The sequence below is a fragment of the Vulcaniibacterium gelatinicum genome, from assembly GCF_008033445.1.
GTDB classification, from domain to species: Bacteria; Pseudomonadota; Gammaproteobacteria; order Xanthomonadales; family Xanthomonadaceae; genus Vulcaniibacterium_B; species Vulcaniibacterium_B gelatinicum.
Map to the genome: position 1 here is coordinate 34,573 of NZ_VNKO01000013.1, position 17,756 is coordinate 52,328.

Genomic DNA, 17,756 nt, shown 5'->3' on the forward strand with positions numbered 1-17,756 from the left:
CGCGCTGACGCATGCATCCGGCGCTGTCGGTCATCTTCTTCACCACCCTCTCGGGCGCGGGCTACGGCCTGCTGGCCTGGTCCGCGTTCGCGGCCGTGGGCGGCCGGGTGCCGGGCTGGCCGCTGCTGCTGGGCCTGGCGACGGGGCTGGGGCTGGTCACGGCCGGCCTGGTCAGCTCGCTGTTCCACCTCGGCCAGCCGCGGCGCGCGTGGCGCGCGTTCTCGCAATGGCGGACCTCGTGGCTGTCGCGCGAGGGCGTGCTGGCGCTGCTGACCTATCTGCCGGCGCTGGCGCTGGCGGCCATGCTCTGGGGCGACGCGGCTGCTCCGGCCCATCCCGGGCCCGGCCCGGCGCCGCGCGCGGGGCTGTGGGCCGCCGCGCTGCTGACGATCGCCGGCGCGCTGGCCACCGTCGTCTGCACCGCGATGATCTACGCCTCGCTCAAGCCGATCCCGGCCTGGCGGCACCGGCTGGTGGTGCCGGGCTATCTGCTGTTCGCGCTGCTGACCGGCGGGCTGCTGCTGGCGGCGATCGAGGCGGTGGCCGGTTCACGCCTGGAGAACGGGCCGGCGCTGGCCGCGATGGTGCTGGCGCTGGCGCTGTGGCGGCTCAAGCGCCGCTATTGGCGCGACCTGGACGCGCCGCTGCCGGCCACGCGCGGCGACGCGGTCGGCCTGCCGGGCCGGGTCGTGACCCCGTTCGAGCGTCCGCACACCGAGGCCAACTATGTCACCCGCGAGATGGCCTTCGCACTCGCGCGCCGGCATGCGCAGCGGCTGCGGCGGCTGGCGGTGCTGCTGTTCGCGGCCGTGCCGGTGCTGCTGATGCTGCCGGTGTGGATCTTCGTGCACCTGGACGCGGCGCCGTGGTACGCCGCGGCCGCGCTCGGCGCGCTGGCCGGCGCGTTCGTCGAACGCTGGCTGTTCTTCGCCGAAGCCAGGCATGTGGTGACGCTGTACTACTGAGCGCGCGGTCGCGCTCAGGCTTCGTACGGGCCGGTGTCCGGCTCGGCGCCGGCCGCGATCAGCGCCCGCGCGCCCTGCGCCAGCAGGCGTTCGGCGACGGCCAGGCCGAGCGCTTCCGGCGCCTCGCGCGGGCCGGTGTCCTCGGCGCGCACCAGACGGCCGTCGCGGACCGAGCCGACCAGCCCCTGCAGGTGCAGGCGGGCCCCGTCCAGGCGCGCGAACGCGGCCACCGGCACGTGGCAGCTGCCGTGCAGGGCGCGGTTCATCGCCCGCTCGGCTTCGACGCAGGCGCGGGTGGGGGCATCGTCGAGGGGGGCGAACAGGGCCAGGGTGGCGGCATCGCCGGCGCGGCATTCGACCGCGATCGCGCCCTGGGCGGGGGCGGGCAGCCAGTGCGGGGCGTCGAGGCGGGCGCGGATGCGGGCGTCGAGGCCGAGCCGCTGCAGGCCGGCGCAGGCCAGGACGATGGCGTCGTAGTCGCCGGCGTCGAGTTTGGCCAGGCGGGTGTTGACGTTGCCGCGCAGGTCGCGCAGGACGAGGTCGGGGCGCCGGGCGCGCAGTTGCGCCTGGCGGCGCAGGGAGGAGGTGCCGACGCGCGCGCCGGGCGGCAGGGCGGCGAGGTCGGGGTAGCGGTCGCTGACGAAGGCGTCGGCGTGGTCGGCGCGGGCGAGGATCGCGGCCAGGGCGAAGCCGGGCTCGAGCTCCATCGGCACGTCCTTGAGCGAGTGCACGGCGCAGTCGGCATCAAAGCGCTGCATCGCGAGCTCGAGTTCCTTCAGGAACAGGCCCTTGCCGCCGATCGCGGCCAGGGAGCGGTCGAGCACCTCGTCGCCGCGGGTGGACAGCGGCACCAGCTCGACGCGCAGTTGCGGATGGCATGCGCGCAGCCGCTCGGCGACGTGTTCGGTCTGCCACAGCGCGAGCGGGCTCTTGCGGGTGGCGATGCGCAGGGTCGTCATCGGCACATTATCGCGTGCGGGGACGGGCAAAACCTGCCGAAGGGCGGGGCGGCGATGTGCCCGTCGCTTGGCGCGTGTGCGGTTGTCATTCGCTTCGGGCGGGGGCGCCGGCCTGCCTGGGTGGGGTTCGCCGCGTGGCCTCAGAGATGCTTCACCGTCTCCCGCAGATGCGCCACGCAGCGCCGGCTCACCTCGAGCGGGTGCGGGCCGTGGCGCAGTACCGCCTGCACGTGGCCGTCGGCGGCGCGGCGCAGCTCGACGATCTCGTGCCGCGCCACCAGGCAATTGCGGTGGATGCGCACGAAACGGTCGCCGAACTCCTCCTCCAGCGACTTCAGCGACTCCTCGATCAGATCCTCCCCGCGCGCGTGGTGCACCACCACGTACTTCTCCTCCGCGCGCAGGTAATGCACGTCCTCGATCGGGATCAGGCGCAGACTGCCGCGCAGCCGCGCGCACAGATGGGTGCGGCGCTGCGCGCTCGGCGCCTGCGCCGCGCGCTCGCGGCCGGCGGCGAAGGTGCGCACGCGCTCCAGCGCCGCCGCCAGCCGCTCCGGCCGCACCGGCTTGACCAGGTAATCGATCGCCTGCGCCTCGAACGCCGACAGCGCGTGCGCGTCGTAGGCGGTGCAGAACACCACCGCCGGACGCGGCTCGAACGCGGCCAGATGGCGCGCGGCCTCCAGCCCGTCAATGCCGGGCATGGCGATGTCGAGCAGGACCAGGTCGGGGCGCAACTCGGCGCAGGCGTGCAGGGCCTCGCGGCCGTCGCCCGCCTCGCCCACCACCTCGACGCCCGGCTGCTCGGCCAGCAGGTCGCGCAGGCGCTGGCGCGCGAGCGGCTCGTCGTCGGCGATCACTACCCGCATGGGGCACCCCCGTATCGCTGGTCAACGCAGCGGCACCCGGAACTCGGCCAGATAGTAGCCCCCGTCCCAGCGCGCGGCCATCCGCGCGCGCGGGCCGAACGCATAGGCCAGGCGGTGCGCCACGCTGGCCTGCGCGTGGCCGTGGCCGCCGTCGCCCGCATCGCGCTCGCGCGGCGCCGGCGCCGGGTTGCGCACCGCCACGTGCAACTCGTCGCCGCTGCCGGCGAGCGCGATCTCGACCGTGCCGCCTTCGGGCAGGCGCGAGATGCCGTGCAGCACCGCGTTCTCGACCAGCGGCTGCAGCACCAGGCGCGGCAGCGGCAGGTCCCAGGGCAGCGGCTCCTCGCGCCGCCACTGCACCCGCAGGCGCTCGCCCAGGCGCAACTGCTCGATCGCCAGATAGCGCTCGGCCAGCTCCACCTCCTCGCGCAGGCTCGACTCGCCGCTGCCGGCGCCGAGCGCGGCGCGGAACAGATCCGACAGGTCCAGCACCGCGCGTTCGGCCACCGCCGGATCGCGCCGCAGCAGCCCGGCGATCGTGTTCATGCTGTTGAACAGGAAATGCGGACGGATCCGCGCCTGCAGCGCATCGGCCTCGGCGCGCGCGCTGGCCCGCACCTGCGCCTGCCAGCCGTCCACCGCGTACAGATAGCGCAGCACCACGGCGACGATCAGCCCGGCGATCGCCGCACTGCCGGCCGTGAAGCGTTGCCACGACACCGCCGCCGGCACCAGGCCGGTGGCCAGGCTGCGGTCGATCGTGTGCACCAGCACCGCGCCGCAGGCCGCGACCAGCGCCGCCAGCAGCACCGCCAGCGCCCCGCCCAGCGCCCGCGGCAGACGCGAGAGCCGATGCCGGGCCACGCACAGCAGCACCGACACGGTCAGCGCCAGCCACAGGGCGAAGCCGCTGGCCGAGGCGAAGCGCACCGGCGTCCACGGCATCACGGCGTTCGGCGCGAGCGCGACCACGACCACCACCAGCTCGGCCACGCCGAGCATGGTCGCGAGCCGGCCCAGCCGGCACAGGTCGGGCAGCCAGGGCTCGCGTGCGGGAGCGGGCGCCATCGTCAGCCGGCCGCGAACCGCGCCGCCAGCCACGCGCGCAGGTCGGCGATCTCGGCCGCGCAGACCTGGTGCGCCATCGGATAGGCGTGCCATTGCACGTCGAAGCCGAGCCGCTCCAGCCACTGCGCGCTGTGCGCCCCGGCCGCGCACGGCACCACCGGGTCGGCGGTGCCGTGGGCCATGAACACCGGCTGGGTACGCGCCGCCGGGGTCAGCTCCGCCGCCGCCTGCGCCGCTTGCGGCAGATACGCCGAGAGCGCGACCAGCCCCGCCAGCGGCTCGCGCCGGCGCAGTCCGGCCGCGAGCGTGATCGCCCCGCCCTGCGAGAACCCGGCGAGCAGCACGCGCGCCGGCGGGATGCCGCGCGCGCGTTCGCGGTCGATCAGCGCCCCGACCTGCGCCACCGACTGCGCGATGCCCTCGGCATCGGCGCGGTTGGCCAGGTCGAAGTCGCGGATGTCGTACCAGGCGCGCATGCGCATGCCGGCGTTGATCGTCACCGCGCGCACCGGCGCGTGCGGGAACACGAAGCGCAGCGGCGGCCAGTCGCGCGCCACCAGCTCCGGCACGATCGGCTCGAAGTCGTGGCCGTCGGCGCCCAGGCCGTGCAGCCACAGCACCGTCCACTGCGGCGCGGCGCCGGTTTCGATCTCGACGGTTTCGAGCAGATCGGTGCTGTGCATCTCCATGCGCTCGGTTGGTGGGCCCACCAGGACTCGAACCTGGAACCAAAGGATTATGAGTCCTCTGCTCTGACCATTGAGCTATGGGCCCGTGTCGCCGCGGCATGATAGCGCGGCCGAAACGCAGAGGGCCCGCACGAGGCGGGCCCTTCGGAACGGCACGGGGGACGCGCTTATTCGATGTCGAGGAACGAGCGCAGCTGCTCCGAACGGCTCGGGTGGCGCAGCTTGCGCAGGGCCTTGGCCTCGATCTGGCGGATGCGCTCGCGGGTGACGTCGAACTGCTTGCCGACCTCCTCCAGGGTGTGGTCGGTGTTCATGTCAATGCCGAAGCGCATGCGCAGCACCTTGGCCTCGCGCGGGGTCAGTCCGGCGAGCACGTTGCGCACGGTCTCGGTCAGGCTGATGTTGGTGGTGGCCTCGATCGGGGACTCGACGTTGGTGTCCTCGATGAAGTCGCCGAGGTGGGAGTCCTCGTCGTCGCCGATCGGGGTCTCCATCGAAATCGGTTCCTTGGCGATCTTCAGGACCTTCCGGATCTTGTCCTCCGGCATGTCCATTTCCTTGGCCAGCTCCTCCGGCGTGGGCTCGCGGCCATACTGCTGCAGCATCTGGCGCGAGATGCGGTTGAGCTTGTTGATCGTCTCGATCATGTGCACCGGGATGCGGATGGTGCGCGCCTGGTCGGCGATCGAGCGGGTGATGGCCTGGCGGATCCACCAGGTGGCGTAGGTCGAGAACTTGTAGCCGCGGCGGTACTCGAACTTGTCCACCGCCTTCATCAGGCCGATGTTGCCTTCCTGGATCAGGTCGAGGAACTGCAGGCCGCGGTTGGTGTACTTCTTGGCGATCGAGATCACCAGGCGCAGGTTGGCCTCGACCATCTCCTTCTTGGCCTTGCGCGCCTTGGCCTCGCCGTAGGCCATCGCGCGGCTGATCTCCTTGATGTCGGCCAGGGTCAGGCACAGCGCCTTCTCGATGGCGATGGTGGCCTCCTGCTCGGCGATGATCTGGTCCTTGACCTCGCGCAGGCCCGAGCCCCACTTCTGCTTGCGCTTGAGCAGCTCGTCCACCCACTCGAGGTTGGTCTGGTTGCCTTCCCAGGCGCGCAGGAAGTCCTTGCGCGGCATCTTCGCCACGCGCGTGGCCAGGTCGAGGATGCGGCGCTCGTGTTCCTTGATCTCGCCGACCACGTCGCGCAGCTTCTTGACCAGGGTGTCGGTCAGCGGCAGCGGCAGCTTGAAGGTCATGAACTGCTCGGCCATCTCCTCGCGCAGCTTGACCACGCTCTTGTGGCTCGGGCCGTGCTTGGCGTAGGCCTTCTGGAACTTGGCGTAGGTGGCGGCGAGCTGCTCCATGCGGCGCGCGACCTCGGCCGGGTCGGGGCCGGTCGGGGCGGGTTCCTCGACGGCGCCGCCTTCCTCTTCCTCCTCGTCCTCGTCCACGTCGGCCTCGGCCTCGAGCGCCTCGACCGGGAGTTCCGCGGCCGGCTCCTCGACGTCGTTGAAGCCGACCACGACCTCGGCCAGGCGCTTCTTGCCGGCCTTGTGCAGTTCGTATTCCTCGAGCAGCAGCTGGATGGACCAGGGGAAGCTGGCCAGCGCCGAGAGCATCTGGTTCAGGCCTTCCTCGATGCGCTTGGCGATCGCGATCTCGCCCTCGCGGGTGAGCAGCTCGACCGTGCCCATCTCGCGCATGTACATGCGCACCGGGTCGGTGGTGCGGCCGCCTTCGGCGTCGAGCGCGCTCAGCGCGGCGGCGGCTTCCTCGGCCGCGGTGTCGTCCACGTCGCGGCCGGCGGTGCCGGTGCCGGCCAGCAGCAGCGTCTCGGCATCGGGTGCGACCTCGTGCACCTCGATGCCCATGCCGTTGATCATGCCGATGATGTCCTCGATCTGCTCGGGATCGACGACGTCGTCGGGCAGGTGATCGTTGACTTCGGCGTAGGTCAGGTATCCCTGCTCCAGGCCCTTGCTGATCAGCTGCTTGATGTCGGACTGGGGGGCCTGTCGTTCGTTGGCCATGAGTTGCGCCACCGTCTGGGAGTGTCAGGGGAACCGTGCATTGTACCAGTCGGGGCAACGTCCCGCCGGGGCGGGAGCGGCCGGGACCTGGGGTGCCCGGGGAGGGGCCCGGGACGAGGCTGCCTACGGCCTGAGGAGGAAGGTCACGGGGCCGTCGTTGACCAGGCTGACTTGCATATGGGCGCCGAAACGGCCGGTTTCCACTCTTCCGGCGTGCCGTTGGCGACAGACGGCGACCAGGCGGTTGAAGCTGCGTTCAGCCTCGTCGGGTGGGGCGGCGGTGCTGAAGCCGGGACGCATGCCGGAGCGGGTGTCGGCGGCGAGGGTGAACTGGCTGACCAGGAGCAGGCCGCCGCCGGTGTCGGTGAGCGAGCGGTTCATGCGACCGGCGGTGTCGGGGAACACGCGGTAGCCGAGCAGGCGCTCGGCCAGGCGCACGATCTGCGCCTCGCTGTCGCCGGGCTCGGCGGCGACCAGGGCGAGCAGGCCGGGACCGATCTCGCCGACGGTGGCGCCGTCCACGGTGACGCGGGCTTCGGTGACGCGCTGGATCAGGGCGAGCATCGGGCGTCCGGGCGGCGGGGGACGTCCCTATTGTGGCGGGTGGGCCGGAGTACCTGTCGCTGGGCGCGTGTGCGGTTGTCAGTCGCTGCGGGCGGGGGCGCCGGCTGCCTGGGGTGGGGTTCGCCGCGTGGGCTCCGCGTCCGGCTCCGACACGCGGCCGCAGACCCGTGCCGCTGCGCGGCCCGATCCGACCATCTCCCCGCTGCTTCCTCCACTGAACCTCACCGCAATCCGAGCCCGCTCGACCAAATCACCCGCCGACACACCCGGCCCAACAGTCACCACAGCCGCCCCCGCTACACTCGCGCGATGCCCGCGCTGCTCGCCCGTGTGCTGTCCCTGCTCGCCGCCGCCGTCGCGCGGCTGCCGTGGCCGTGGCTGCGCGCCCTCGCCGATGCGCTCGCCGACACGTGGCGGCGGCGCGACGCGCGCCTGGCGCGGATCGCGCGGCGCAACCTCGAACTCACCTACCCGGAACTGCTCCCGAGCGAACGCGACGCCCTGCAGGCGCGGATCCTGCGCACCACCGCGCGCCAGATCGTCGAGACCCTGCGCCTGTGGACCCGCCCGCACGCCCACAACCTGGCCCGCATCCGCGACACGCACGGCGTCGAACTGTTCGACGCCGCCCTCGCCGCCGGGCGCGGCCTGATCGTCGCCGCCCCGCACTACGGCAACTGGGAACTGCTCAACCAGTGGCTGGCCTGGCGCACCCCCCTGGCGATCCTGTACGCCCCGCCCGGCTCGCGCATCGGCGAAGCCTTCCTCCAGCGCGTGCGCGCCGCCTCCGGCGACGCCGCGCGCGTGCAGCAGGTGCGCGCCGAAGGCCCGGCGATCCGGCAACTGTTCAAACTGCTCCAGGGCGGCGGCGTGGTCGGGATCCTGCCCGACCAGCAACCCAAGCTCGGTGACGGCGTGTTCGCCCCCTTCTTCGGCCGCCCCGCGCTGACCATGACCCTGCTGCCGCGGCTGGCGCAGCGCACCGGCGCGACCGTGCTGTTCGCCTGCTGCGAACGCATCGGCGAGGACGCGGACGGGCCGCGCTTCGCCCTGCGCTTCGAACCGGCCCCGGCCACGATCGCCGACCCCGATCCCGCCGTCGGCGCCGCGGCGCTCAATGCCGGCGTCGAACGCATCGCCCGCCGCGATCCGGCGCAGTACCAGTGGACCTACAAACGCTTCAGCTACACCCCGCCGGAGAGCGCCGCCGGCAACCCCTACTGGCCCGACTGCTACCCGCCACGCACCGTGCGCCGCGCCATGCGCGAGGCCGCGCGGGCCGACGAACTGTCCTGACCCGGGCGGCGCCTCCCGACCGCCGCCGCATCGCCCGGGGGATGACGCTGCGCGCGATTCGGCGATGATGGTGCGCCCCCTGCACGAGGCCCGCGCATGCCCCCCGACACCGCCGTCGACGCCGCCGACGCGGCCTGGCAGCCGCTGCCGCCGCGCGCACAGCGCCTGTTCGCGCTCACCGACGCGCTGGTGCTCGCGCCGATGGGCGCAGTCGGCGGCTGGTTCCTGGCCGACGTCGGCGAGGTGCTGCTGCCGCCGCAGCTCGCGCTGGCCGGGCTGGTGCTCGGCCTCATCGCCGGCCTGCTCAGCGGCCGGCACCGCTTCCGGCACACCCGCTGGCGGCTGGACGCCGACGGCTTCGCGGTCGCGCGCGGACGCTGGTGGCGGCGCGAGACCCTGGTCCCGGCCACGCGCGTGCAGCACCTGGACCTCAGGCACGGTCCGCTGGAACGGCACTGGGGGCTGGCGACGCTGGTGATCCACACCGCCGGCACCCGCGACAACGCGGTCAGCCTCGGCGGCCTGGAACAGGCCGAGGCCGAGCGCCTGCGCGAGTCGCTCGCGCGCCAGCCCGGGGACGACGATGGCGCCGTCTGATGCCGCCGCCCCGGCCGAGCGCCGCCTGCACCCGTGGTCGTGGCTGTTCGTGCTGATCGCCCAGCTCAAGCAGTTCGTGGTGCCGCTGCTGGCGGTGTTCTTCTTCGGCGGCGACCGCAACGAGCTGTGGCCGCTGCTCGGCGTGGGCGTGCTGGCGCTGGTCTCGCTGCTGCAGTACTTCACCTACCGCTATGCGGTGGGCCGCGACGCGCTCACCATCCGCAGCGGCTGGCTGCACCGCAGCCGGCGCGAGATCCCGTTCGCGCGCATCCACAACGTGGAAGTGCAGCAGTCGCTGCTGCACCGGCTGTTCGGCGTGGCCGAGCTGCGCCTGGAATCGGCCGGCGGCACCCGGCCCGAGGCGCAGATGCGGGTACTGCGGCTGGACGAGGCGCTCGCGCTCGAACGCCTGTTGCGCCAGCGCGGCGCGTCCGAACCGGCCGCCGCCGAGGCGCCGGCGGCGACGCCGTTGCTGCGCCTGTCCAGCGCCGAGCTGGTGCGGCTGGGCCTGATCTCCAACCGCGGCCTGATCGTGGTCGGCGCGCTGGCGGGCGCGGCCTCGCAGGTCAGCCCGCGCTTGCTGCCGGACCTGGTCGCCGTCTGGGGCGAGCTCCTGTTCGGCTGGATCAACGGCCAGCACTTCGACCTGCTGCAGACCGGGATCGCGGTGGCCACGCTGGTGCTGGTCGGCGTGCTGCTGCTGCGGCTGCTGTCGGTGGTGCTGGCGCTGGTGCAGTACCACGGCTTCACCCTCGTCGAACACGGGCGCCGGCTGACCGTCGAACGCGGCCTGCTGGCGCGGCTGCGCACCAGCACCTCGCGGCGCCGGATCCAGGCCTGGACCCTGCACGAGGGCGTGCTGCACCGCTGGTTCGGCCGCCGCAGCCTGCACGTGGACAGCGCCGCCGGCGTGCAGAACGACGCCGCGCAGCAGCGCGCGCTGCGCGAGCTGGCGCCGATCGCCACGCCGGCGCAGTGCGACGCGCTGATCGCGCACCTGCTGCCCGACGCCGGCTGGAACACGCTGCAGTGGCAGCCGCTGCATCCACGCGCATGGCGGCGGCTGGCGCTGCCGGGCGTGCTGTTCGGGCTCGCGCTGACGCTGGCGCTGGGCTGGCGGTTCGGCGCCCCGGGCCTGCTCGCGCTGCTGTGGCTGCCGTGGGCGGTGTTCGCCGCGCGCCGGCATGCGCAGCTCGCCGGCTATGCCTGCAACGGCCGCCTGGTCGCGGTGCGCGGCGGCTGGCTGCAGCGGCACTGGCGCTTCGCCGAACTCGCCAAGCTGCAGGCGCTGCGCTGGACGCAGAGCCCGTTCGACCGCCGCCACGGCATGGCCACGCTGTGGCTCGACACTGCCGGCGCCTCGCCGCTGGCGCCGCCGCTGCGGATCCGCTACCTGGACGCGGCGACCGCGCGCGCGCTGCAGCGCGAGTTCGCCGCCCGCATCGCCCGCCGCGCCGCGGCCACCTCCGCATGACCCGCCCCCTGCCCCTGTCCGGCGTGGTGATCACCCGCAACGAAGCCGACCGCATCGGCCGCTGCGTGGGCTCGCTCGCGCAGGTGTGCGCCGAGGTGATCGTGCTCGACTCCGGCTCCAGCGACGACACCGTGGCGGTCGCGCGTGCCGCCGGCGCGCGGGTCGAGCACCAGGACTGGCTCGGCTTCGCCGCGCAGAAGAACGCCGCGATCGAGCGCGCGACGCAACCGTGGGTGCTGCTGCTGGACGCCGACGAATGGCTGGAGCCGCCGGCGCTGGCCCGCCTGCGCGCGCTGTTCGACAGCGGCGAGGTCGAGCGCGCCGACGTCTGGCGCCTGCTGCGGCGCACCCATTTCCTCGGCCACCGGATGCGCTTCGGCAGCTTCGCGCGCGAGCCGGTCGAGCGCCTGTTCCGCGCCCGCTTCCGCCACGCGCCGCGCCTGGTGCACGAATACCTCGACATCCGCGGCGCGCGCGTGGCCACGCTCGACGCGGCGCTGGAGCACGACACCGCGCGCAGCGAGGCCGAGTACTGGCGCAAGCTCGAGGGCTACGCCCGGCTGTGGGCGCAGGAGCAGCGCGCGCGCGGGCGCCGCGGCTTCCCCGGCCGCGGCGCGCTGGCGGCGGCGGCCTACTTCCTGCGTAATCTGGTGCTGCGCGGCGGCCTGCTCGACGGCCGCGGCGGCTGGCGCCATCATCGCCTGCACATGCGCTATGCGGCGCTGAAGTACCGCCTGCTGCGCCAGGATCCCATCGAGACGACCGATCCCCACCGATGAGCCCCCGCCCCCACAGCGTCAGCCTGGTGGTCACCACCTACAACTGGCCGCAGGCGCTGGCCGTGGTCCTGGACAGCGTGCGCGGCCAGCGCCACCTGCCGGACGAGGTCATCGTCGCCGACGACGGTTCGGGCCCGGACACCGCCGCGCTGCTGCAGACGATCGCCCGCGACTTCCCGGTGCCGCTGCGGCATGTCTGGCAGGAGGACCGCGGCTTCCGCGTCGCCCGCTCGCGCAACCGCGCCATCGCCGCCGCGCGCGGCGAGTACGTGCTGCTGCTCGACGGCGACATGGTGCTGCACCCTGCGTTCGTCGCCGACCATCTGCGCTTCGCGCGGCCGGGCGCGTTCGTGCAGGGCTCGCGGGTGCTGACCACGCCCGCGTTCAGCCAGCGCATGCTCGCCGATCCGCGCCTGCGCCCCGGGCTGTGGACGGGCGGGATCCGGCGCCGCCGGCACACCCTGCGCCTGCCGCCGCTGGCCGCACTCTACTTCCACTTGCGGGGTGGGGCGCCGCGCATGGTCAAGACCTGCAACCAGGGCTGGTGGCGCGCCGACCTGCTGCGCCTGAACGGATTCGACGAACGCATGGAGGGCTGGGGGCGCGAGGACGAGGAACTCGCCTGGCGCGCCTGGCACGCCGGCCTGGAATGCCGGCAGTTGCGGCTGGCCGGGCTCGCCTTCCACCTGCACCACCGCGAGCGTCACCAGGGTGGCGCCAGCCCCAACGACGTCTATCTCGCCGAGACCCGCGCCCGGCGCCTGACCCGCTGCGAACGCGGCCTGGATGCGCACCTGGCCGAGTTCGCGGCGCATCCGGCGCCGGACCTGCGCGAGGGCGCCGCGCGTGCGCCGGCTCAGCCCCTGCCCAGCGCCGCCAGCTCGCGGCGGTAGAAGGCCTCCAGCTCGGCCAGCCGGGCCTCGAGCGAGAACCGCTGCATCGGATAGGCGCGCCGCGGCGGCCGCGCCGCGGCCAGGGTGTGCAGCGCGCGCGCCAGCGCCTCGACGTCGCCGAGCGGCACCAGCGGCGTGCCGATCGCGTCGGCGAGGTGGCGCGCGCCCTGGCTGGCGGTGGCCACGATCGGCAACCCGGCCTGCATCGCCTCGAGCAGGACCAGCCCGAACGGCTCGTCGCGCGCGGCGCTGACGAAGGCGTCATAGGCCGCCAGCCAGTCCTGCGGCCGCTCGACGAAGCCCGGCAGCACGATCCGCGGGTGCCCGGCCGCGCGCGCGCGCAGCGCCTCGAGCTCGCGGCCCTGGCCGGCGACCACCAGCCACACGTCGGGCGCGTCGAGGCGGTGGAAGGCCTCGAGCAGCAGGTCGAAGCCCTTGTTGCGCTCGGCGCGGCCGAGCGCGCCGAGCACGTAGGCGTCCGCGGGGATGCCGTGCGCGGCACGCAGGCGCGCACGCGCGTCCGCGGCCGGCGCGACCGGCAGGGTCCAGTTGTCCATCTGCACCGTGTGCGCGCGCAGCCGTTCCGGGATCGCGGCGAGCTGCCACGGCGCGATCGCCACCAGCGCATCGAGCCGCGCATGCTGCTGCGGCTTGTAGGCGATGTGCAGCGTCGCCACCCGCAGGCACACCCCGTCCAGGCCGTGCAGCGCGCGGCAACCGCCGGACAGGTGCGCGTGGGCGACGTCGGGGCGCAGCCGGCGCACCCGCCGGCGCGCCTGCCAGCGTGCGAGCAGGTCGGAGACGACCTCGACCCGCACCCGCGGATCCACCCGGTGCGCGATCGCGTCCGGCCGAGGCTGCGCGCCGGCGCGGCGCAGGATCAGGGTCACCTCGTGCCCGGCCGCGGCCTGGGCGTTGGCCAGCTCCACCGCGTAGCGTTCGCTGCCGGCGAAGCGTCGGGTCAGGAGCAGATGGACGATGCGCATCGCGGTTCAGGGCGCGGTCGCGGCGGGCCGGCACGCGGGCGCGATCGCCTCCGGCCCGACCAGGAACCAGGTGCGGCGGTTGGCGGTGCCGACCTCCTGCGCGCGCGCGCGCAGCACGCACTCGCCCAGCGCCTCCTCGAGCACGAACAGGCGCCGATGTTCCGGCGCCTGGCGCAGCCAGGCGATGCCGGCGGCGAGCTGCTCCGGGAACGGCCGCAGGAAACCGAACTCGGCCACCGGCCCCACCGCCTGCAGCAGGTTCTGCTCCTTCCACGCCACCAGCCCGAGTTCGGTGCGCGGCCCGGCCAGCACGCGCGCACGCTGCATCACCGCGCGCGCCGAATTCTCGTCGTCGAGCAGCAGCGAGACGCCGCCGTACAGCAGCACGATCAGCACCGCGTAGGCCGCGGCCGCACCGGCCAGCGCACGCCGGTACAGCACCAGCTGCGCCAGCAGCATCGCTGCACCGGTGGCGAGCAGCCACTGCCACAGCGCATCGTCGCCGGGGGCCAGGCCGCGTTCGGCCTCGATCCGCAGCTCGAACCGCGGCTCGCCGCCCAGCGCCGCCGCGCCGGCCGCGAGCAGCACCACGGCCAGCAGCGCGAACAGGCCGGCCAACACGCGCCGGAACCACGGCCGCGCCGCGATTCCGGCCAGGTACGGCGCCGCCGCCAACGCCACCATCGGCAGCGTCGGCAGGATGTACATGTCGCGCTTGCCCGGGCTCAGGCTGAAGAACCCGACCACCAGCAGCGCCCACGCCAGCGGCAGCCACACCCGCGCCTCGCGCGCGCGCAGCGCCTCGCGCCAGCGCGGCAGCAGCCACGGCAGCGCCAGCGAGAACGGCAGCCAGCGCAGCGCGATCACCTCGAGGAAGTACCAGGCCGGCTGGTGGTGGATCCAGGCGTCGGTGTAGCGGGTGGCGGTCTGCCGGAACAGGATCTCGTGCAGGTAGGCGCGGTGTTCGGGGTTGTCGCTGGCCAGCGCGGTCGTCGCCATCGGCACCAGCCACAGCGCGATCGCGCCGAGGAACGCGAGCGCGCCCAGCGCCCAGCGGCCGCCGTTGCCGCGGCCGAGCGGCGCCAGCCCCGGCCAGCGCCGCGCGCGCATCACCCCGTACGGCAACAGCAGCAGCAGGGCCAGGAAGCCCACGCCCTTGCTGATCACGCCCAGCCCGGCGGCGAAGCAGCCCAGCCAGTACCAGCGCCACTGCGGTCCGAGCAGGGTGTGGCGCAGCAGGCCGTACACGCCGAGGGTGATGAAGAAGGTGACGGTCGGATCGATCTGCGCGCGCTTGGCCTGGTGGATGAACTGCGCGCACACCAGCACGCCGATCGCGGCCCACAGCCCGGCGCGGGGCGACCACAGCCGCCGGCCGAGGTCGTACGTCAGCGCCAGGGTGCCGAGCGCGGCCAGCAGCGAGGGCAGCAGGAAGGCGAGGTTCCAGTCGCGCACCAGCGCGTAGGCCGCGCCGAGCAGCCAGAAGTACAGCGGCGGCTTGTCCGGGTACAGCTCCTGGCCGCGGTGCGGGAACAACCATTCGCCCGATTCCCACATCTGCTTGGCCACCAGCACGAAGCGCGGCTCGTCGGCGGGCCACGGCGCGCGCAGGCCGATGCCGAAGGCGAGCACGACGAAGGCGATGGCGAGGAACCAGAGCAGTTCGCGGCGATGTTGGTGTGCGGCGGTCGCAGTCATGCGCGGGATGATACGGGAGCGGAGAAGAAGCTTTTTTGGACGCGGATCGGCGCGTCAAAACACCTCTTTCCTCAGCCGCGCGTAGAAGAACCCGTCCATGCCGTCCTCGCCGGGCAGGCGCTGGTGGCCACTGCCGCTGGTGCGGCCGAAGCGCGCCGGCAGCGGCTCGACGCGCGCGTCGGCGGTGCGGGCGAGGAAGGCGGCGATCTGGCGGTCGTTCTCCTCGCGCAGGAGCGAGCAGGTGGCGTACAGCAGCGCCCCGCCCGGGGCGAGCGTGGGCCACAGCGCGTCGAGCAGGCGCGCCTGGGTGCGGGTGAGCGCGGCGAGGTCGGACGCGCGGCGGTGCAGCAGCACGTCGGGCTGCCGGCGGACGATGCCGGTGGCGGTGCAGGGCGCATCGAGCAGGATCGCGTCGAAGGGCTCGCCGTCCCACCACGCGGCCGGCACGGCGGCGTCGGCCGCGGCCAGGCGCACGCCCGCGCCCAGGCCGAGCCGTTCGAGCGTGGCGCGCACCTGCGCCAGGCGCGAGGGCTCCACGTCCAGCGCGGTCAGCCGCAGCGTCGGCTCGCGTTCGAGCAGGTGCGCGGCCTTGCCGCCGGGCGCGGCGCAGGCATCGAGCACGCGCGCGCCGGGCGCCGGCGCGAGCGCGTCGGCGACCAGCTGCGCGCTGCCGTCCTGCACCGAGACCTCGCCCGCGGCGAAGCCCGGCAGGTCGGCGACCGCGCAGCTGGCGTCCAGCCGCAGCGCATCGGGCGCGAGCGCGCTCGGCGTCGCCGCGATCCCGGCCGCGGCGAGCCGCTGCGCATAGGCTTCGGGCGTGGTCCGGCGGCGGTTGACGCGCAGCCAGGTCGGCGCGGGCTCGGCGCTGGCGGCGAAGATCGCATCGGCGTCCGCGGGCCAGTCCGCCCGCACCTGCGCGCGCAGCCAGGAGGGCCAGTCCGCGCCGGGCTCGGCCGGCGGCAGGCCCTCGCGCAGCGCACGCCGCAACAGCGCATTGACCAGGCCGGCCTGGTGCGCGCGGCCGAGCGCACGCGCGGCCTCCACCGTGGCGTCCACCGCCGCGTGCGCGGGCAGGCCGAGCGCGAGCTGGGCGAAGCCGGCGTGCAGCAGGGCGCGCAACACGCCGTCGCGACGCCCGAGCGGACGCGCCAGCCACTGCGCCAGCGCGGCCTCGGCGCGCGCACGCTGGCGCAGGGCGGTGAATGCGATCGCCTCCAGCAGCGCGCGGTCGCGCGGATCGGCCAGCAGCGGCAGGGCCGCGGCCAGCTCGGCCTTGAGCGAACGGCCGCGGTGCAGCACCGCGTCGAGCAGCTGTGCCGCGTGCACGCGCAGCGCCACGCCGGGCGCCGCGCTCATGTGCGCCTCAGGTCGGGACGGGCGTTGAGCCAGTCGGCGGCGCTGATCGCACGGCCGCCCTCGCGCTGCAGGGTGCGGATCCGCAGCACGCCCTCGCCGCAGGCCACGTCCACGCCCTCGCGCCCGGCGCGCAGCAGCGTGCCCGGCGCGGCAGCGTGGGCCTCGTCCAGCGCGACGGCGCCGTGGATCCGCACGCGCTCGCCGGCCAGTTCGGCTTCGGCGACGGGCCAGGGATGGAACGCGCGCACCTTGTTCGCCAGCACGCGCGCCGGCCGCGTCCAGTCGAGCCTGGCTTCGTGCTTCTCCAGCTTGTGCGCGTAGGTCACGCCCTCGTCCGGCTGCGGCTGCGGCACCGGGCGCAGCCCTGCGCGCAGCAGGCCCAGGCCGTCGGCGAGCAGCTGCGCGCCGAGCTCGGCGAGGCGGTCGTGCAGCTGGCCGGCGGTCTCGTCCGCGCCGATCGGCGTGCGCCGCGAGAGCAGCACCGGGCCGGTGTCCAGGCCGCGCTCCATCTGCATCAGGCACACGCCGGTCTCGGCGTCGCCGGCCTCGATCGCACGCTGGATCGGCGCCGCGCCGCGCCAGCGCGGCAGCAGCGAGGCATGCACGTTCCAGCAGCCGTGTTGCGGGATGTCCAGCACCGCCTGCGGCAGGATCAGGCCGTAGGCGACCACGACCATCAGGTCGGGCTGCAGCGCGCGCAGCGCGTCCCGGGTCGCGGCCGACTTGAAGTGTTCCGGCTGGCGCACCTCCAGCCCGCGCGCCAGCGCCTCGCGCTTGACCGGCGAGGGCGTGAGCGCACGGCCGCGCCCGGCAGGCCGGTCGGGCTGGGTATAGACGGCCACCACCTCGCCGCGCTGCGCGGCCACGCGCAGGCAGGGGACGGCGAACTCGGGCGTACCCGCGAAGACGATCCTCATCGCGTCGGGGACGGCCGCCGCCTACGCGGCCGCATGCCGCCGCTGCTTGGCCAGCTTCTTGCGCACCATCTCGCGCTTGAGCGGCGAGAGGTAGTCCACGAACAGCCGGCCCTCGAGGTGGTCCATCTCGTGCTGGATGCAGACCGCGAGCAGGCCGTCCACGTGCAGCTCGAACGGCGCCCCGGTGCGGTCGAGCGCGCGCACGGTGATCTCGTTGGCGCGGGTCACGTCGGCGAAGATCCCCGGCACCGACAGGCAGCCCTCCTGGTACACCTGCTCCCCGGCCCGGGCCGTGATCTCGGGGTTGATGAACACCAGCGGCCGGCTTTTGTCCTCGGTCACGTCAATCACCATGAAGCGCTGGTGCACGTCCACCTGGCTGGCGGCCAGGCCGATCCCGGGCGCGGCGTACATGGTCTCGAACATGTCGTCGAGCAGCCGCTGGAAGGCCGGGTCGGCCACCCGCGCCGGATCCACCGGCACGGCCTTGGTGCGCAACCGGGGATCGGGGAACTCGAGGATCGGGAGCAGGGCCATGGCGGGGAAAAGGTGGCGCCGGTCACAGGCGCGGACAAGGGGGCGGGCGGTACGCGGATTGTAGCGCCCCGCGGCTTGCCAAGGGCTGAGG

At 74.2% G+C, this 17,756-nt stretch carries 17 protein-coding genes and 1 tRNA gene; 6 read left to right on the forward strand and 12 right to left on the reverse strand.

Features of this window, described 5'->3' with window-relative positions; translation table 11 throughout:
- Positions 1-11: 11 nt before the first annotated feature.
- Complete coding sequence (locus FPV26_RS08820) at positions 12-965, forward strand: dimethyl sulfoxide reductase anchor subunit family protein (protein ID WP_147653512.1); 954 nt, start codon at positions 12-14, stop codon at positions 963-965.
- Positions 966-979: 14 nt separating this feature from the next.
- On the opposite strand, the gene hemC is transcribed toward FPV26_RS08820, so the two are convergent.
- The 7 genes from hemC to dtd all read right to left on the reverse strand — a co-directional run bounded on the left by hemC (position 980) and on the right by dtd (position 7,132).
- Entirely contained in the window at positions 980-1,924 is a 945-nt protein-coding gene (gene hemC / locus FPV26_RS08825) for a hydroxymethylbilane synthase (protein ID WP_147653513.1), read from the reverse strand.
- 140 nt (positions 1,925-2,064) lie between these two features.
- Positions 2,065-2,793, reverse strand: coding sequence for a LytR/AlgR family response regulator transcription factor (locus tag FPV26_RS08830; RefSeq protein ID WP_147653514.1), 729 nt, complete (start codon positions 2,791-2,793; stop codon positions 2,065-2,067).
- Between the two features lie 21 nt (positions 2,794-2,814).
- Positions 2,815-3,861 (reverse strand): sensor histidine kinase, encoded by a 1,047-nt coding sequence (locus FPV26_RS08835; protein WP_181952609.1) that lies wholly within the window; start codon positions 3,859-3,861, stop codon positions 2,815-2,817.
- A 2-nt stretch (positions 3,862-3,863) separates the two neighbouring features.
- On the reverse strand, positions 3,864-4,544 hold the full coding sequence (locus FPV26_RS08840) for an alpha/beta hydrolase (RefSeq protein ID WP_147653516.1): 681 nt from the start codon (positions 4,542-4,544) through the stop codon (positions 3,864-3,866).
- Between the two features lie 15 nt (positions 4,545-4,559).
- Positions 4,560-4,635: transfer RNA gene (locus FPV26_RS08845), tRNA-Ile, on the reverse strand.
- A gap of 82 nt (positions 4,636-4,717) precedes the next feature.
- The gene (gene rpoD, locus FPV26_RS08850; RefSeq protein ID WP_147653517.1) at positions 4,718-6,568 is read right to left on the reverse strand and encodes an RNA polymerase sigma factor RpoD; all 1,851 of its coding nucleotides are present in this window, start codon (positions 6,566-6,568) and stop codon (positions 4,718-4,720) included.
- 123 nt (positions 6,569-6,691) lie between these two features.
- A complete protein-coding gene (gene dtd, locus FPV26_RS08855; protein ID WP_147653518.1) occupies positions 6,692-7,132 on the reverse strand; it encodes a D-aminoacyl-tRNA deacylase in 441 nt (146 codons plus the stop codon).
- 309 nt (positions 7,133-7,441) lie between these two features.
- Here dtd and FPV26_RS08860 point away from each other — a divergent pair, with 309 nt between their 5' ends.
- The 5 genes from FPV26_RS08860 to FPV26_RS08880 all read left to right on the forward strand — a co-directional run bounded on the left by FPV26_RS08860 (position 7,442) and on the right by FPV26_RS08880 (position 12,171).
- Positions 7,442-8,428, forward strand: a complete 987-nt coding sequence (locus tag FPV26_RS08860) for a lauroyl acyltransferase (RefSeq protein WP_147653519.1) — start codon at positions 7,442-7,444, stop codon at positions 8,426-8,428.
- A 96-nt stretch (positions 8,429-8,524) separates the two neighbouring features.
- Positions 8,525-9,025 carry a PH domain-containing protein gene (locus FPV26_RS08865; RefSeq protein WP_147653520.1) on the forward strand — a complete coding sequence of 167 codons (501 nt, stop codon included), beginning with the start codon at positions 8,525-8,527 and terminating at the stop codon, positions 9,023-9,025.
- Complete coding sequence (locus tag FPV26_RS08870) at positions 9,012-10,499, forward strand: PH domain-containing protein (RefSeq protein WP_147653521.1); 1,488 nt, start codon at positions 9,012-9,014, stop codon at positions 10,497-10,499. Before FPV26_RS08865 ends, FPV26_RS08870 begins: the two co-directional genes overlap by 14 nt.
- Positions 10,496-11,278 carry a glycosyltransferase family 2 protein gene (locus FPV26_RS08875; RefSeq protein ID WP_147653522.1) on the forward strand — a complete coding sequence of 261 codons (783 nt, stop codon included), beginning with the start codon at positions 10,496-10,498 and terminating at the stop codon, positions 11,276-11,278. Before FPV26_RS08870 ends, FPV26_RS08875 begins: the two co-directional genes overlap by 4 nt.
- Positions 11,275-12,171 carry a glycosyltransferase family 2 protein gene (locus tag FPV26_RS08880; protein WP_147653523.1) on the forward strand — a complete coding sequence of 299 codons (897 nt, stop codon included), beginning with the start codon at positions 11,275-11,277 and terminating at the stop codon, positions 12,169-12,171. The genes FPV26_RS08875 and FPV26_RS08880 overlap by 4 nt, the downstream gene beginning before the upstream one ends.
- Here the strand turns inward: FPV26_RS08880 and FPV26_RS08885 are convergent.
- Genes FPV26_RS08885 through def form a run of 5 tightly spaced genes read right to left on the reverse strand, consistent with a single transcriptional unit; the run spans position 12,135 to position 17,665 of the window.
- Complete coding sequence (locus FPV26_RS08885) at positions 12,135-13,157, reverse strand: glycosyltransferase (protein ID WP_147653524.1); 1,023 nt, start codon at positions 13,155-13,157, stop codon at positions 12,135-12,137. The two genes, FPV26_RS08880 and FPV26_RS08885, sit on opposite strands and share 37 nt — an antisense overlap.
- 6 nt (positions 13,158-13,163) lie before the next feature.
- Positions 13,164-14,855 carry an ArnT family glycosyltransferase gene (locus FPV26_RS08890; protein WP_147653525.1) on the reverse strand — a complete coding sequence of 564 codons (1,692 nt, stop codon included), beginning with the start codon at positions 14,853-14,855 and terminating at the stop codon, positions 13,164-13,166.
- A 54-nt stretch (positions 14,856-14,909) separates the two neighbouring features.
- Positions 14,910-16,211 carry a 16S rRNA (cytosine(967)-C(5))-methyltransferase RsmB gene (gene rsmB / locus FPV26_RS08895; protein WP_147653526.1) on the reverse strand — a complete coding sequence of 434 codons (1,302 nt, stop codon included), beginning with the start codon at positions 16,209-16,211 and terminating at the stop codon, positions 14,910-14,912.
- Positions 16,208-17,128: a methionyl-tRNA formyltransferase gene (gene fmt / locus FPV26_RS08900; RefSeq protein ID WP_147653527.1), complete on the reverse strand. Its 921-nt coding sequence runs from the start codon at positions 17,126-17,128 to the stop codon at positions 16,208-16,210. Before fmt ends, rsmB begins: the two co-directional genes overlap by 4 nt.
- A 21-nt stretch (positions 17,129-17,149) precedes the next feature.
- Entirely contained in the window at positions 17,150-17,665 is a 516-nt protein-coding gene (def, locus tag FPV26_RS08905; RefSeq protein ID WP_147653528.1) for a peptide deformylase, read from the reverse strand.
- Positions 17,666-17,756: the final 91 nt, after the last annotated feature.

Coding starts and splice junctions, on each gene's coding strand:
- FPV26_RS08820 (WP_147653512.1), top strand. CDS start 12: ATGCATCCGGCGCTGTCGGTCATCTTCTTCACCACCCTCTCGGGCGCG.
- hemC (WP_147653513.1), bottom strand. CDS start 1,924: ATGACGACCCTGCGCATCGCCACCCGCAAGAGCCCGCTCGCGCTGTGG.
- FPV26_RS08830 (WP_147653514.1), bottom strand. CDS start 2,793: ATGCGGGTAGTGATCGCCGACGACGAGCCGCTCGCGCGCCAGCGCCTG.
- FPV26_RS08835 (WP_181952609.1), bottom strand. CDS start 3,861: ATGGCGCCCGCTCCCGCACGCGAGCCCTGGCTGCCCGACCTGTGCCGG.
- FPV26_RS08840 (WP_147653516.1), bottom strand. CDS start 4,544: ATGCACAGCACCGATCTGCTCGAAACCGTCGAGATCGAAACCGGCGCC.
- rpoD (WP_147653517.1), bottom strand. CDS start 6,568: ATGGCCAACGAACGACAGGCCCCCCAGTCCGACATCAAGCAGCTGATC.
- dtd (WP_147653518.1), bottom strand. CDS start 7,132: ATGCTCGCCCTGATCCAGCGCGTCACCGAAGCCCGCGTCACCGTGGAC.
- FPV26_RS08860 (WP_147653519.1), top strand. CDS start 7,442: ATGCCCGCGCTGCTCGCCCGTGTGCTGTCCCTGCTCGCCGCCGCCGTC.
- FPV26_RS08865 (WP_147653520.1), top strand. CDS start 8,525: ATGCCCCCCGACACCGCCGTCGACGCCGCCGACGCGGCCTGGCAGCCG.
- FPV26_RS08870 (WP_147653521.1), top strand. CDS start 9,012: ATGGCGCCGTCTGATGCCGCCGCCCCGGCCGAGCGCCGCCTGCACCCG.
- FPV26_RS08875 (WP_147653522.1), top strand. CDS start 10,496: ATGACCCGCCCCCTGCCCCTGTCCGGCGTGGTGATCACCCGCAACGAA.
- FPV26_RS08880 (WP_147653523.1), top strand. CDS start 11,275: ATGAGCCCCCGCCCCCACAGCGTCAGCCTGGTGGTCACCACCTACAAC.
- FPV26_RS08885 (WP_147653524.1), bottom strand. CDS start 13,157: ATGCGCATCGTCCATCTGCTCCTGACCCGACGCTTCGCCGGCAGCGAA.
- FPV26_RS08890 (WP_147653525.1), bottom strand. CDS start 14,855: ATGACTGCGACCGCCGCACACCAACATCGCCGCGAACTGCTCTGGTTC.
- rsmB (WP_147653526.1), bottom strand. CDS start 16,211: ATGAGCGCGGCGCCCGGCGTGGCGCTGCGCGTGCACGCGGCACAGCTG.
- fmt (WP_147653527.1), bottom strand. CDS start 17,128: ATGAGGATCGTCTTCGCGGGTACGCCCGAGTTCGCCGTCCCCTGCCTG.
- def (WP_147653528.1), bottom strand. CDS start 17,665: ATGGCCCTGCTCCCGATCCTCGAGTTCCCCGATCCCCGGTTGCGCACC.